Origin of the sequence: Paraburkholderia unamae (genome assembly GCF_003096875.1) — a bacterium.
GTDB lineage: Bacteria > Pseudomonadota > Gammaproteobacteria > Burkholderiales > Burkholderiaceae > Paraburkholderia > Paraburkholderia unamae.
The window spans coordinates 42126-57027 of record NZ_QEOB01000030.1 but is presented as its reverse complement, the minus strand read 5'-3'; the positions used below and the strand labels follow the sequence as shown (position 1 = coordinate 57027).

General features: G+C 66.7%; 11 protein-coding genes. 5 read left to right on the top strand and 6 right to left on the bottom strand.

The genetic code is table 11. From position 1 onward, the window contains the following. Positions 1–117: 117 nt before the first annotated feature. The 3 genes from C7402_RS39650 to C7402_RS39640 form a co-directional block, all read right to left on the bottom strand. Positions 118–711 (bottom strand): IMPACT family protein, encoded by a 594-nt coding sequence (locus tag C7402_RS39650; protein ID WP_112171051.1) that lies wholly within the window; start codon positions 709–711, stop codon positions 118–120. 889 nt (positions 712–1600) lie between these two features. After that, complete coding sequence (locus tag C7402_RS39645) at positions 1601–1918, bottom strand: hypothetical protein (protein ID WP_112171052.1); 318 nt, start codon at positions 1916–1918, stop codon at positions 1601–1603. 349 nt (positions 1919–2267) lie between these two features. Continuing rightward, positions 2268–3938, bottom strand: coding sequence for an acyl-CoA synthetase (locus C7402_RS39640; RefSeq protein ID WP_116614427.1), 1671 nt, complete (start codon positions 3936–3938; stop codon positions 2268–2270). A 168-nt stretch (positions 3939–4106) separates the two neighbouring features. Here C7402_RS39640 and C7402_RS39635 point away from each other — a divergent pair, with 168 nt between their 5' ends. Beyond that, positions 4107–4904 carry a Crp/Fnr family transcriptional regulator gene (locus C7402_RS39635; RefSeq protein ID WP_181565529.1) on the top strand — a complete coding sequence of 266 codons (798 nt, stop codon included), beginning with the start codon at positions 4107–4109 and terminating at the stop codon, positions 4902–4904. Positions 4905–5083: 179 nt separating this feature from the next. After that, positions 5084–5437, top strand: coding sequence for a DUF4148 domain-containing protein (locus C7402_RS39630; RefSeq protein ID WP_244315041.1), 354 nt, complete (start codon positions 5084–5086; stop codon positions 5435–5437). Positions 5438–5537: 100 nt separating this feature from the next. On the opposite strand, the gene C7402_RS39625 is transcribed toward C7402_RS39630, so the two are convergent. Next, entirely contained in the window at positions 5538–7295 is a 1758-nt protein-coding gene (locus C7402_RS39625; RefSeq protein WP_116614425.1) for a peptidoglycan D,D-transpeptidase FtsI family protein, read from the bottom strand. A 232-nt stretch (positions 7296–7527) separates the two neighbouring features. After that, entirely contained in the window at positions 7528–9075 is a 1548-nt protein-coding gene (locus C7402_RS39620) for a methyl-accepting chemotaxis protein (protein ID WP_112171056.1), read from the bottom strand. A gap of 470 nt (positions 9076–9545) precedes the next feature. On the opposite strand from C7402_RS39620, the gene aepX reads away from it, so the two are divergent. From aepX to C7402_RS39605, 3 genes are read left to right on the top strand one after another with little or no spacing between them, the layout of a single operon-like run. After that, the gene (aepX, locus tag C7402_RS39615; protein WP_112171057.1) at positions 9546–11237 is read left to right on the top strand and encodes a phosphoenolpyruvate mutase; all 1692 of its coding nucleotides are present in this window, start codon (positions 9546–9548) and stop codon (positions 11235–11237) included. Then, the gene (aepY, locus tag C7402_RS39610) at positions 11234–12421 is read left to right on the top strand and encodes a phosphonopyruvate decarboxylase (RefSeq protein WP_116614424.1); all 1188 of its coding nucleotides are present in this window, start codon (positions 11234–11236) and stop codon (positions 12419–12421) included. The genes aepX and aepY overlap by 4 nt, the downstream gene beginning before the upstream one ends. Positions 12422–12431: 10 nt before the next feature. Then, positions 12432–13499 (top strand): 2-aminoethylphosphonate aminotransferase, encoded by a 1068-nt coding sequence (locus C7402_RS39605; RefSeq protein WP_116614423.1) that lies wholly within the window; start codon positions 12432–12434, stop codon positions 13497–13499. A gap of 101 nt (positions 13500–13600) precedes the next feature. Here C7402_RS39605 and C7402_RS39600 read toward each other — a convergent pair whose 3' ends face one another. After that, the gene (locus C7402_RS39600; protein WP_116614446.1) at positions 13601–14842 is read right to left on the bottom strand and encodes a PepSY-associated TM helix domain-containing protein; all 1242 of its coding nucleotides are present in this window, start codon (positions 14840–14842) and stop codon (positions 13601–13603) included. Between the last annotated feature and the right edge of the window lie 60 nt (positions 14843–14902).

Here is a 14902-nt window from a genome sequence, read left to right as displayed (position 1 = left end):
GTGGACTTTCTTTCATTACGGCAAGCTTTCATGAAACTTTATGTAAGAATCGAAAAGAAATTGAAAAGTTTGGCCGACATGGCGCCGGCCGCCGCTTTCAGTTGCTTTTCGACGCTTTCACACGTGCTCGGGGAAGCCCGCGCGGCCCTGCGTGAGGTCGCGCAGTTCCTCACGCGCGTTTTCCACGTTGCTGGCGGGCATCTGCACCGTGAGGCGCACGGTCATCGTGTACTGGCTGTCCACGAGCGTGAACTGCGCCTGCTCGATCCAGTGGCGCACGCGTGTTTCGTCGGGGTAGCCCATTTCGACGGTGAGGCGCGCCTGCGCGATGCGCTCGATGCGCGTGGCGCCTTGCAGGGCGCTCGCGATGGCGTCGGTATAGGCGCGCACGAGGCCGCCCGCGCCGAGCTTCACGCCACCGTAGTAGCGCACCACGGCGGCGAGCACGCCGTCCAGGTCGTGATGGCGCAGCACTTCGAGGATCGGGCGGCCGGCGGTGCCGGAGGGTTCGCCGTCGTCGGACATGCCCGACTGGCCGCCCGCGAGCAGCGCCCAGCAGACGTGCGTGGCGGCAGGGTGTTCTTCGCGCAGGCGGCGCAGTTCGGCCATGGCCGCTTCGCGGTCGGCGACGGGAATCGCATGCGCGATGAAGCGGCTCTTGCGGATCTCCAGATCCGCGCTGACAGTGTGGGCGAGCGTAAAGGTGGCCAAAACAGTGGGCGACGCGGTGGGCAAAGCGGGGCGGCTCGGCGCGCGGCGCCGCCGGGGGAAACCGTCATGTTAACCGATGCGGGCGGGGCGCCTTCGACGTCCGTCCCCATATCCTCACAAATTACGTAACGGTTTCTTGCGTCAGATGCTAGTGACGCCCAGTCTGCCAGGCCTGATAATGCATCACATGACGGATCTAGCTCTGGCTGGAGCGACGCCGAACTCCTCATTCGGTGATCCGTCATGTTTTCCGCCTTCTCTTCTTCCCCTCGCATTCCCTCGCGGCGCCGTTCCGGCATACGCGAATCCCGGCAGACCGCCGCGGTCCCACGCAAATCAGGGGCAAAAAAATCCCCGGTCGCAAGATCTCACGACCGGGGGTCACAAGGCTCGCCTGTTCTCAAGAGGCGACACCACCTTACGTCCGCAAAATTGACTCGGCAATCGGAAAAAAACCAGGTTCGGGCCGATCGTTTGCCCGGCACTGACGGGCGCATTCGTTTCGTCGCGCCCAAAAAAAATCCCGGCCATCGCTGGCCGGGCAATGAGAATACACCGTGCGCTCCGGGGAACGAAACGCCCAATAACGTTACCCGCGCGACGCGCCACGGGCAACGCTTGCGCATTACCTGCGATTACTGACGTCCGGCTTTCGAAGCCTGCCGGAGCCGGGCGCCGCTGCGCCGGACACGCCGTGTGGCGGGCCTTGTCGCCATTTTGATTCGGATTGCTGAGGAAGTTGGCGAAAGGATCGAAAGCGCGCGAAGTAAGACGTGGAAATGCGCCGAGGCCGGTCTCCCCGTGGGGGAGGACCGGCCTCGGTGTTGCCCTGTTTGCCCTGTCGATCACAGGTGGGTCACATGCGGGTCACATGTGAAGCACGCCCGGATCAGTAACGCGGCGGGGGCGGCGGACGACGGTCGTCGTCACGGTAGTGCGGGGGACCCGGATCGTGCGGATGGTGATGCATCCACTCGTCGTGTTCCCAGTAACGGTGGCCGTCGTAGTAACGGTTGTCGTGCCAGCCGATCGAAATACGCGCATCCACCGGCATCATGTGCGGCTCGCCATATTGCGGCGCCGAGTTGGCGCGCAGCCCGTACGGCGAGGATTGCGCGAAGGCGCTCGTCGCGCCCAGCAATGCGCCGCCTGCGATAAGCGCGGCAGCGAGAGCGCGGGCGGGGGTCTTCCAGCTCTTCGTATTCATGTGGTTACCTCCTCTTCGGTTTCGTCGTCACGCGGCATCGGAGTGCCTTGTGTTGCGACCACGGTTCAAAGCTTATCGGCCGTGAGGAAAGGAATACGTGAGCACTTGTAAGCTTTCGTTTCACAGCATCCGTCACACGAAAGAGGCCGATCTGACAGTTGGCCCTTGATGGAGAACGGATTAAACGGGGCGCATGACAGTTGTCCACATGCCCGGGAGGGTCGGGTTGTCAATTGGCGTTACATTCGAGGGCGATTCGGGGGCGATCGAGGCGCAATTCGAGGCCAATTCGAGCTGCATTCAAGGCCGCTGCGTTCATGACACGTCACGCAACGGCCTTTCGCCGGCCTTACTGCGCCGGTTTCGGCGGCGTTTGCGCGCTGCTCAGGTCGATGGCGCTTTGCGAGCCGACCTGCGTGCGCAACTCATACTTCTGGATCTTGCCCGTGGCCGTGCGCGGCAGCTCGCCGAACCTCACGGCGCGCGGCACCTTGTAGTGCGCGAGGAAGAGGCGGCAGTGCGCCATGATCCCCTCCGCGGTCGCGCTCGCACCGGGCCGCAGCTCGACGAATGCGCAAGGCACTTCGCCCCACTTCGGGTCGGGCATCGCCACGACGGCGGCGAGCGCCACGGCCGGGTGGCGATACAGCGTGTCCTCGACTTCGATGCTGGAGATGTTCTCGCCGCCTGAAATGATGATGTCCTTGCTGCGGTCGGTGATGCGCACATAGCCGTCGGGCGTCATCACGCCGAGGTCGCCCGTGTGGAACCAGCCGCCGCGGAACGCCTCTTCGGTCGCGCGCTCGTTCTTCAGGTAGCCCTTCATGCAGATGTTGCCGCGGAACATGATCTCGCCGAGCGTTTCGCCGTCGGCGGGCACAGGCTCCATGGTCTGGGCGTTGCGCACGCTCACGCCGCTTTGCAGGTGATAGCGCACGCCCTGGCGCGCGGCGAGGCGCGCCTGCTCCTCGTCGGGCAGCGTCTTCCAGCGCTCCTGCACCGCGCACACCGCGGCGGGGCCATACACCTCGGTGAGGCCGTAGACGTGCGTGAGCTCGATGCCGATCACCTTCATCTTCGCGATCACGGCGGGCGGCGGCGGCGCGCCGGCCACCATCGTGCGCACCGTGTGCGAGATGCCCTCGCGATACTCCGCCGGCGCGTCGGCGAGCGCACCCTGCACGATCGGCGCGCCGCAGTAGTGCGTGACGCGCTCGTTGCGAATCAGGTCGAACACGAGCTTCGCGTCGAACTTGCGCAGGCAGACGTTCACGCCCGCGCGCGCGGCGATGGTCCACGCGAAGCACCAGCCGTTGCAGTGAAAGAGCGGCAGCGTCCAGAGGTAGACGGCGTGCTTGGGCAGATCCCATTCGAGGATGTTGCTCACCGCGTTCATGTACGCGCCGCGATGGTGATAGACCACGCCCTTCGGGTCGCCCGTCGTGCCCGAGGTGTAGTTGAGCGCGATGGCGTCCCACTCGTCGTGCGGCGGCGCCCAGGCGAACTCGGGGTCGCCCTGTTCGAGGAAGGTTTCGTAATCGGTTGCGCGCGGGAAGAACTCGGGGTCGGCGGGCGCGACGTCGGCCACGCTGATGATCTTCAGTTGCGGAAATTCCAGCGCCGCGCGCTGCGCGAGCGCCGCGTATTCGGTGTCGACGATCAGCGCCCTGGCCTCGCCGTGACGCAGCATGAACAACATCGTCGCGACATCGAGCCGCGTATTGAGCGTGTTGAGCACCGCGCCGAGCATGGGCACGCCGAAATGCGCCTCGACCATCGCGGGGATGTTGGGCAGCAGCACCGCGACCGTGTCGCCGCGGCCGATGCCCGCCTGGGCGAGCGCGCTCGCGAGCCGCCGCGTGCGCGCATACGTTTCGCGCCAGTTGCGGCGCACGTCGCCGTGGACCATCGCGAGCCGGTCGCCGTAGACCTCGGCGGCGCGGGCGATGAAGTCGATGGGCGTGAGCGGCACATAATTGGCTTCGCGTTGCGCGAGACCTTCTTCGTACGGGTGCAACATGGCGGTGTCTCCAGACGATCGCAGGGCCGTGGCGGCCGGTTATCCATTTATAGGTATGATTCGCGCTACCGTAGCAGGACCGCGTGCGCCAGTCTGTCGCCGGCGCGACAGAGCGGGCCGCCGCGAACGATCCCGAGCGAAACCCTTGATTTAACCCAGGAAAGCGCGATGTCGCAGTCCATTATGCCCCCGCACGGGGCCCGGCCCGAGCACGCTCCGGCCGGCTCTCCCACGACCCTGCGCGACGCGTGGCGCGAGGGCGAGCGTATCGACGCCACGAACGCGCCGCGCCTTGCGGCGCTGTTCGAGCGCTGCGCCTGGTTTCGCGCGCTTGCGCCCGAGCATCGCGAGTGGGTGCTGGCTTCCTCGCATGCGCAAGGCTATGCGGCGGGTGCGATCGTCGCTGCGCGCGAGGCGCCCTCGGACTGGTGGCTCGGCGTGAGCAAGGGGCTCGTGAAGCTCGCGATCTTCAACGCCTCGGGGCGCGGCTGCACGTTTTCGGGCGTGCCGCACGGCGGCTGGTTCGGCGAGGGCAGCGTCATCAAGCGCGAACCGCGCCGCTACGACGTGATCGCGCTGCAACCGTCGCTCGTGATGGCGGTGCCCGCCGACACGTTCCACCGGCTCATGGATTGCAGCCTGCCGTTCAACCGTTTCGTGATCCATCAGCTCAACAACCGCATGGGCGAGTTCATCGCGCTGATCCAGAACAGCCGCCTGCTCGACGTGGACGCGCGCGTTGCGCAGTCGCTCGCGCAGATGTTCAATCCCGATCTCTATCCCGAGTCGGGCCACGCGCTCGACATCTCGCAGGAAGAGATCGGCATGCTGGCGGGCGCGTCGCGGCAGCGGATCAATCAGGCGCTCCAGACGCTCGAGCGCCACGGCCTGGTCGCGCTTTCGTACAACCGCGTGGATGTGCTCGATCTCAACGGCCTGCGCGCGTTCGGCCGCGACCAGATTTGAGGTGCCCGGCCCCTCGGCCGCGCTGCCGTGCCGGACGGGCCAGCAGAAGTCCTTATCAATCTTGCGAGGAATAGAAGAGTCCCTACCGATTGCGCCCGTTTTTTAGCGCCGCTTCGCTGCGTAGACTTTCCCCATCGACTCGCCTGGCGCATGGCCGCGAGTCCCGAATGGAGAGCACAGTGAAGAACGCAATGGTACGCACGGCGCTGGTTTCGATGATGGCGATCGTCCCGGCGATGTCGTTTGCCCAGTCCGTGAGCAACAACAATGGCCCGGTCACGCGCGCGCAGGTCGTGCAGGAGCTGATCGATCTGGAGTCGGTGGGCTATAACCCGGCATCGGCGAACGATGTCACGTATCCGGAAGACGCGCAAAGAGCCATGCGTCTGCTCGCCGAAAAGCGCGCGAAGGAAGCGCGCCTTGCGCAGGAGCGCCAGCAGCAGGGGCAGGTTGCGCAGTCGGGTTATGGCGCGCCGCCTGCGGCGAACGGCGAAGCGGGGGCGCCGGCCGCCGTGTCGGGCGGCAGCAATTAAGCATCGCTTGTGATGTGTGGTGACGTGTGGGCTCGCGCCGCTCAGTGATTGAGAGAACGTGCGAGCCGCACAAAAGGCGCAAGCGACACCAACAGCGCGTTCAAGTGCCCTTGGCCCGTCCATCGGCCACAACCTGAACGCTGTCCGGCGGCACGCCGAGCAACTGTAGCGTGCCGGCCGTCACGCCAGAAAACACCGGCCCTGCAACGGTCCCGCCATAGAACGCCTTGCCCGCCGGGTCGTCGATCATCACCGCGACGATCACGCGCGGCTCGCTCATCGGCGCCATGCCCACGAACAGCGCGCGATAGCGGTTCTTCGCGTATCCCGCGCCGACCTGCTTGCGCGCGGTGCCCGTTTTCCCTCCTATGCGATAGCCGTCCACGTTCGCCGCGCGGCCCGTGCCGCCTTCGCTCGTCGCCATTTCCAGCATCTTGCGCATGGCCGCGGCCGTGGCCGGCGTGGTGACCGCGCGCGGCGCTGCCGCGGCGCCGCCTGTGTTTCCCTGGGCATCGCGCAGCAGCGTGACCGGGTGCAGCGTGCCGTCGCCCGCGTAGGCCGTATAGATCTGCGCCATTTGCAGGAGCGATGTCGAAAGACCGTAGCCGTACGCCATCGTCGCCTGCTCGATGGGGCGCCAGCGCGCCCACGGCCGCACACGGCCGGGCGCCACGCCCGGGAACGTGACGCCGGGCTTCTGCCCGAGCCCGTACTCCTGATACTTGTCCCAGATGGTTTGCGCGGGAAGATTCAGCGCCAGCTTCGCAAGCGCGATGTTGCTCGACTTCTGGATGGCCTCGGCCACGGTCATGCGGCCGTGGTTCGAGGTGTCGTGGATCGTCGCCGGGCCGATGCGGTACGTGCCCGGCGACGTGTCGATGATCGAGTTGGCGTTGACCTTGCGCAGGTCCATCGCGAGCGAGACGACCACCGGCTTGATGGTCGAGCCGGGCTCGAAGGTGTCGACCACGGCGCGGTTGCGCAACTGCTTGCCCGTGAGGCGCGCGCGATCGTTCGGATCGAACGACGGCCAGTTCGCGAGCGCGAGGATTTCGCCGTTGTGCGCGTCGAGCACCACCACGCTGCCCGCTTCCGCATGGTGCCTGGCGACCGCCGCCTTGAGCTGCGTATAGGCGAGCTGTTGCACGCGGCGGTCGATGGTGAGCTGCACGGTGTCGCCGTTGCGCGGCTGCACGCGCTCGCTCGGCTCCGAGACGACGCGCCCGAGCCGGTCGCGGATCACTTCGCGCTGGCCCGGTGTGCCGCGCAGGCGCGTGTTCGCGGCGAGCTCCACGCCTTCCTGGCCCGCGTCTTCGACGTCGGTGAAGCCGACCACGTGCGCGGCCGATTCGCCTTCCGGGTAGTAGCGCTTGGAGTCGGCGATGAGGGTGATGCCGCCCGTGGCCATTTCGTCGATGTGCGCGGCGCTTTCGGCATCCACCTGACGCTTGAGCAGCACGAAGCTGCGGTTGCCCGCGAGCCGCCGGTCCAGTTCCGCGAGCGGCATGTCGAGCAGGCGCGCGAGCGGCGCGTGCGCGGCGGCGTCGAGCACCTTGGGGTTGGCCCAGACTTCGAAGGTCGCGAGGCTCACGGCGAGCAGGGCGCCGTTGCGATCGACGATGCGCCCGCGCATGGCGTCGAGCTCCAGCGTGCGCTGGTAGCGCTTTTGCCCCTGCTTCACGTAGAAGCCGTGATTGGCGACCTGAACCCAGAACGCGCGTCCGGCGAGCGCCGCGAAGGCCGCGAACGTGACGAACACGATGAATTTCGAACGCCATGCGGGCAGGCTCGGGGCGAGCATCGGGTGACGGGTCGCGGCCGCGTGCGGGTCGCGCGGCGGTTTCCTGGAGCGGATCATGAGCAAGGCGGGGTGGCTTGGCAGAGCTATATTGTAAACATGATGTAATTTAATTGAAATGATGGGTGCGCGGGACGGCACGTCGATTGGGCGCGCGTTGCGCGTGGTCATGCACCGCGAGCGGTGCCAGGAGGGGAAGGACGGCCGCAAAGCGAACCGGGCCGCGAATGCGGCCCGGCAGGGATGAAGCGAAGCCGGCGCGCAGCCGGCGAGGGTCCGCTTTTACGAGCCCTTATGCGTGCGCCGGCAACTGGAAGCTCGCAATCGAGTCGCGCAGCACGCTCACCTGATCCTTGAGCGAGTGCGCGGCGGCGGCGGCTTCTTCCACGAGCGCCGCATTCTGCTGCGTCACCTGGTCCATCTCGCCCACGGCGCGGTTGACCTGCTCGATGCCCGCGCTCTGCTCGCGCGAGGCGTGGCTGATCTCTTCGAGGATCTCGTGCACGCGGCGCACCGACTGCACGATCTCGGTCATCGTCGTGCCCGCATTGGTCACGAGTTGCTGGCCTTCGCTCACCGTGCCCGTCGATTTTTCGATCAGCGCCTTGATCTCCTTGGCCGCTGTGGCGGAGCGCTGCGCGAGGCTGCGCACCTCGGCGGCCACCACCGCGAAGCCGCGGCCCTGCTCGCCCGCGCGTGCCGCTTCCACTGCCGCGTTCAGCGCGAGGATATTGGTCTGGAACGCGATGCCGTCGATCACGCCGATGATGTCGCCGATCTGCTGCGAACTCGTCGTGATGTCGCCCATGGTGCGCACCACGTCGTCCACGACGGCGCTGCCGCGCGTGGCGACGTCGGCGGCCTGGCTCGCGAGCGTAGCGGCGTGCTGCGCGCTGTCCGCGTTCTGGCGGACGTTGGCCGTCATCTGGTCCATGCTCGACGCGGTTTGCACGAGCGCCGCCGCCTGCTGCTCGGTGCGCTGCGACAGGTCGGTGTTGCCCGCCGCGATTTCGTTTGCGCCCACGTTGATGTTCTCCGCGCCGCTGCGCACGCGCGAGACGGTCTGCACGAGCGCACCCTGCATCGTCGCGAGCGCGCGCATGAGGCTGTGCTCGCTCGGACCCTCCACCTGCACGCGCAGCGTGAGGTCGCCTTCGGCGATGCGGTTGGCCGCGTCCACCGCGCCTTCCAGCTCGCCGCCGATGCTCCGGCGCACGCTGCGCACCACGAGCACCATCACGGCCGTGGCCGCCGCGCCCAGCAGGAAGGTCACGCCCAGCCAGCGCAACAGGCTGTCGTAGAACTCGGCGCGCACGTCGTCCATGTACATGCCCGTCACGATGACCCAGTCCCACGGCGCGAAGCGGCGGCCGTAGCTCGTCTTGGGCACGGGCTCGCTGTGGCCGGGCTTGGCCCACAGGTAGTCGAGGAAGCCGCCGTTCGGGCCGCTCGCGGCGTTCACGAGCTCGCTGAACACGTGGGTGCCGGCGGGATCGGTGAAATCGGTGAGCTTCTTGCCGTCGAGCTCGGGCTTGATCGGATGCATGAGCATGACCGACTGCGAGTTGTTGACGCTCAGATAGCCGTCGGCGCCGTAGCGGATCGAACCGATCACGGCGAGCGCCTGCTTCTGCGCGTCGGCTTCGGTGAGGGCGTTACGTTGCGAGAGACCGTAGTAGTAGTTCGTGATGCTCATCGCTTCCTCGACGAGCGAGGTGAGCTGCGCGCGTCGTTCGCGGATCATGGCGTCGCGGCTTTGCCAGGCGCCAAAGGCGACGATGAGCAGCAGGCCGATCCAGAGGATCGCGATCATCGAGCGGAGCTTCTTGTTGAGTGTCATCGTCTGCATGGTCGGTCGGGTATTTCACAGGGGCTGTACGGCTGGCGAAACGTTGCCGCCAGCCTGTGTTTACGGCGTGCGCAAACGTACGCGAGACCCAGGAGGAACCCTGCCCAGGCAAGTATTCGTCAGACAAAAGAAGCGGCCACGCGCGGCACGCTGACGCCGCGCTGGTATGACGCCGCGCTGAAATGCACGCGAAACCACCGATAAAAGCCACAATTTTCACTGCAACTCCATGATTTGCCACTATTTGCGGTGATCGACTGCGGATAAGAATCGTTTCCGTTATAGTCGCGGCTTCGGCCCCGCCGGCGCCCAGTTTTGAGCGCCTGTTTTTTTCCGAGGCCTTTCTCTCACGGCCCCACAAAGGCCGCTGGCCCCGGGGTCCCGATGGATTTCCCAACGATGCGACGCGCGCGGCGCAGCAGGTGCTGCCGCCTTCGCGACGTCCACTGGAGTGAAGAAGAATGAACGCACGCGAACCCGCTCTGATCCCCGCCGCTGTTGCCACGTCGCGCAGCGCGCGGCTGCGCCAGATGCTGACCAGCAACGAACTCGAATTCCTGATGGAAGCGCACAACGGCCTTTCCGCACGCATTGCGCGCGAAGCGGGCTTCAAGGCGATCTGGGGCTCGGGCCTCTCGATCTCCGCGCAGTTCGGCGTGCGCGACAACAACGAGGCGAGCTGGACCCAGGTGGTCGACAACCTCGAATTCATGGCCGACGCGAGCGACCTGCCCATCCTGCTCGACGGCGACACCGGCTACGGCAACTTCAACAACGTGCGCCGTCTCGTGCGCAAGCTGGAGCAGCGCGGCATTGCGGGCGTCTGCATCGAAGACAAGGTGTTCCCGAAGACCAACAGCTTCATCGGCGGCGAAGCGCAACCGCTCGCCGACATCGACGAATTCTGCGGCAAGATCAAGGCGGGCAAGGACTCGCAGACCGACGAGCACTTCTCGATCGTCGCGCGCGTGGAGGCGCTGATCGCGGGCTGGGGCATGGACGAAGCGCTCAAGCGCGCCGAGGCGTATCGCCAGGCGGGCGCGGACGCGATCCTCATCCACAGCAAGCTCTCGAAAGCTGACGAGATCCTCACGTTCGCGCGCGAATGGGCCGGCCGCGGCCCGCTCGTGATCGTGCCGACCAAGTACTACAGCACGCCGACCGACGTGTTCCGCAAGGCGGGCATCAGCACGGTGATCTGGGCGAACCACCAGATCCGCGCGGCCGTTTCGGCCATGCAGGCCGTGACGAAGACGATCTACGAAACGCAGACGCTCGTCGACGTCGAAGACCGCATTGCTACGGTCAACGAAATTTTCCGCCTGCAAGACGCCGACGAATACTCGGAAGCCGAAGACCGCTACCTTTCCGCGACGTCGCGCGGAGCAGGTTCGGCCATCGTGCTGGCCGCGACCCGTGGTTCGGGCCTCGACGCCTACACCGAAGACAAGCCCAAGGTCATGCTGCCCGTGGCGGGCAAGCCGCTCCTGCGCTGGCTCGTCGACGCGTTCAAGAAGCAGTCGGTCAACGACATTACCGTGGTGGGCGGCTACAAGGCCGAAGCCATCGACACGGCGGGCATCAAGCTCGTGCGCAACGAGCGCTTCGCGCAAACGAACGAACTCGCGTCGCTCGCGTGCGCGGTTGGCGCGCTCGACAACGACACGGTGATCTCGTACGGCGACCTGGTGTTCCGCAGCTACATTCTTCGCGATCTCGTGGAAAGCGCAGCGGACTTCAGCGTGGTGGTGGATTCGTCGCCCGAGTCGGAGAACAGCAGCACGCGCGACTTCGCATGGTGCTCGGCCGCCGACGAGCGCGATCTGTTCGGCAGCAAGGTGTTCCTCGAGCGCGTGGCGAGCGAACCCGCCGCTAACGGCGTGGCGGCGCACGGCCGCTGGATCGGTCTCGTGAACGTGCGCGGCGCGGGCCGAGCGAAGCTCGCGAAGAAGCTCGCGCAACTGCAAACGCGCGCCGACTTCGACACGCTCGACATGCCCGCGCTGCTCAACGCGCTGATCGCGGACGGCGAGAAGATCGAAGTGCAATACGTGCATGGCCACTGGCGCGGTGTGAACGACCTCGAAGACTTCCGCCGCGCGGGGGATTTCGCGCATTCCCAAACGCCGCTGGGCGCGGAGGGCAACGCGTGATCGAAGCCGCACAGTTTGTCGAAGCGGCGCGTGCGCGCGGCTTCGAGTGGTACGCGGGCGTGCCGTGTTCGTACCTCACACCGTTCATCAACTACGTGCTGCAAGACGATTCGCTGCACTACGTGAGCGCGGCGAACGAAGGCGACGCGGTCGCGGTGATCGCGGGCGTGGCGCTCGCGGGCAAGCGCGGCATCACGATGATGCAGAACTCGGGCCTCGGCAACGCCGTAAGCCCGCTCACCTCGCTCACGTGGACGTTCCGCCTGCCGCAACTGCTGATCGTGACGTGGCGCGGCCAGCCGGGCGTGGCCGACGAGCCGCAGCACGCGCTCATGGGCCCGGTCACGCCGCAAATGCTGGAGACGATGGAAATTCCGTGGGAGACGTTTCCCACGGAAGCCGACCAGATCGCCGCGGCGCTCGAACGCGCCGTCAAGCACATGGACGAAACGGGCCGCCCGTATGCGCTCGTGATGCAAAAGGGCAGCGTCGCGCCGTACGAACTGAAGGGCGGCGGCGCGATGCCGGCAAAGCATGCACTGCCCGTTGCGCAGGCAAAGTGGACTGGACGGACTCCTGAGCAACTGCCCACGCGCCAGCAGGCGCTCGAACGCGTGATCGCGGCGACGCCTGCCGAGTCGACCGTGGTCGTCGCCTCGACGGGTTTCTGCGGCCGTGAACTCTATGCGCTCGACGACCGCTCGAACCAGCTCTACATGGTCGGCTCGATGGGCTGCGTCACGCCGTTCGCGCTCGGCCTCGCGCTTGCGCGGCCCGACCTGAACGTGGTCGCGCTCGACGGCGACGGCGCGGCGCTCATGCGCATGGGCGTGTTCGCCACGCTCGGCGCCTATGGCCCCGCGAACCTCACGCACGTGCTCCTCGACAACGGCGCGCACGATTCGACGGGTGGCCAGGCCACCGTGTCGGCGCAAGTGTCGTTCGCCAACGTGGCCGCCGCCTGCGGCTACGCTGACGCCGTGGAGGGCGACGATCTCGTCACGCTCGACAATGTGCTCGCCGCCTCGCGCGAACGCGCAAAGGGCGCTTCGGGTGTCGAAGGCACGCGGTTCGTATGCCTGACGATTCGTCGCGGCACGCCCGATGGCCTGCCGCGCCCCACGATCACGCCGCCCGAAGTGAAGACGCGTCTCATGCGCCACATCGGCGCGCTCGCTCAATAAGGATATGCCGATGCTGCTGCTCAATCCCGGCCCGGTCACGCTCACCGAACGCGTGCGCCAGAGCCTGCTTCAGGAAGACCTGTGCCATCGCGAAAGCGAGTTCTTCGACGTGCAGGAAGAGGCGCGCACGCGTCTCGTGGGCGTCTACGAACTCGATCCCGCGCAGTGGCAGGCCGTGCTCATGACGGGTTCCGGCACGGCCGCCGTCGAAAGCATGATCTCGACGCTCGTGCCCGCCGACGGCAAGCTGCTGATCGTCGAAAACGGCGTGTACGGCGAGCGCATCACGGCCATCGCGAAGCAGTACGGCATCGCGCATGAAGTTGTGAAGCACGACTGGATGCAGGCGCCGGACCTCGCGCGCATCACCGCCGCGCTGGATGCCGACAAGTCGATCACGCACGTTGCGATCATCCATCACGAAACCACCACGGGCCGCCTGAACGACCTGCGCGCGCTGGGCGAGGCATGCCGCGCGCGCGGCGTGCAGATGCTCGTGGACGGCGTGAGCAGCTTCGGTTCCGAAGCGATCGACTTCGGCGACACGAGCATCGCGGCGGTGGCCGCGACGGCGAACAAGTGCCTGCACGGCGTGCCCGGCGCGGCCTTCGTGGTGGTGCGCCGCGCGGCGCTGGCACCGGCGCATAGCCGCACGTACTACCTCGACCTCAAGCGTCTCGCCACGTTGCAGGATCAGCGCAACACGCCGTTCACGCCTTCCGTGCACGCGTATTACGCGCTCGTCGAAGCGCTGCGCGAACTCGCCGACGAGGGCGGCTGGCAGGCGCGTCACGCGCGCTATGCGGCGCTCTCCGAGCAGGTGCGCGCGGGGCTCGCCGCGCGCGGCATGGACAGCGTGCTGCCGAAGGACGAATCGTCGGTGGTGCTGCGCGCGTTCCGCTTGCCCGCAGGCGTCGATTATCCGAAATTGCACGACGCGCTCAAGGCGCGAGGCTTTGTGATCTACGCGGGGCAGGGCGGCTTGTCGGCGGAACTGTTCCGCATCTCGACGATGGGCGACATTCACGCCGCCGATGTCGAACGCCTGCTGGCCGCGTTCGATGAAGTGACGCGCTAAGGCCTCGAAGCTTCCAGGCTGACGCCAACGAAAAGCCCTTGCAGCGAGCGATCGCTGCAAGGGCTTTTTGCTTTACGTCGCGTTGTTTTCAACCCGTCGATTCAGCCCGTCGCGCGCTCGCGCGTACGTACCGTGCCGGCCGCCGCTTTCGCCTGTTTGCCCTGCTTCGCGGGCTTGCGCCGTGCGCGCGCCTTCTTGAGCCAGATGAGCACGCCCGTCACGCTGAGCATCGCAACGGCGAGGCCGGTGAAGCTGATGGCGATACGCCCCGGCAGTCCCACGATGCGGCCCGAATGCAGCGGAAACTGCGCCTGGATGAAGATGTCGCCCGCGCTGCCCTGACCGGGAATCTGCTTGCCGAGCACCTGGCCCGTGCGCGCGTTCAGCACGAGCCACGGATTGCCGAGGCCCGCGTCGCCATGATCGTTGCCCGCACCGTAGTAGCCCACGCCGAACACGCCGAACGCGGGCACCGCGAACAGGCCGCCCGGCGGCGCGGTGATGCCTTCGCGGCGGCCGACTTCGGCGGCTTCGCTGACGATGCGCGCGCGCGCCGCCGTGGTTTCGGCGGGCGTGAGCGCCGGGCCGGGCGCGACGCTGCGAAACGGGTCGGGCGCGAGCGTCGAGAACACCGACACCACGGGGCGCACGACCTGTGCGCCCAGGTTCATCGAAATCGACGTGACGGCCACCACGATCAGCAGGCCCCAGAGCCACACGCCGCCCGAGCGATGCAGGTCGAAGGTCAGCGCATAACCGCCGCGCTTCACGCGGAAGGCGAGCGACTTGCGCCAGCTTTTCAGGCTCGGGAACGCGAGCACGATGGCGATGAAGCCGTCGAGCAGCCAGACCATGCCGACCACGCCCATCGTCCATACGCCGAAGTCGATGCCCATCTTCGTCGGCAGGAACAGCGTGTAGTGAAGCTGGTAGAGGAACGGGATCAGGTTCAGGCGCGCGAGCGAGGCCTTGCCCCACATGCGGCGGCCTTGCTCCTCGCCGGTCGCGGGGTCGAGCGCGACCTGGTTGAAGTCGAGCGGGTAGGGTTGTGCGGTGTGCGGGTCGATGCGCGGCGCCACGCGCGCGATCCACGTGTGGCCCGGCTCGACCGACAGCGGCATGAAGGTGACGACCGCGTGCGGTTCTTTGGCTTCGAGGCGCGTTGCGAGTTCGAGGGCGGGCAACGGCGCACCCTCGGTCGCGCTATGGAAGAACGACGGGTTGAGCATCCCGTCGAGTTCATGGTCCCACGCGATCACCGCGCCGGTGAGTCCGGCGACGAACAGGAAGGCGGCGATGCCAAGACCGAACCAGCGGTGCAGACGCACCAGCAGCGGTCTCATGCGACAACCCGGCTCGCCGGCCGGCATGCGGGGGCGAACGCGATCTCGATTGGGTTCACG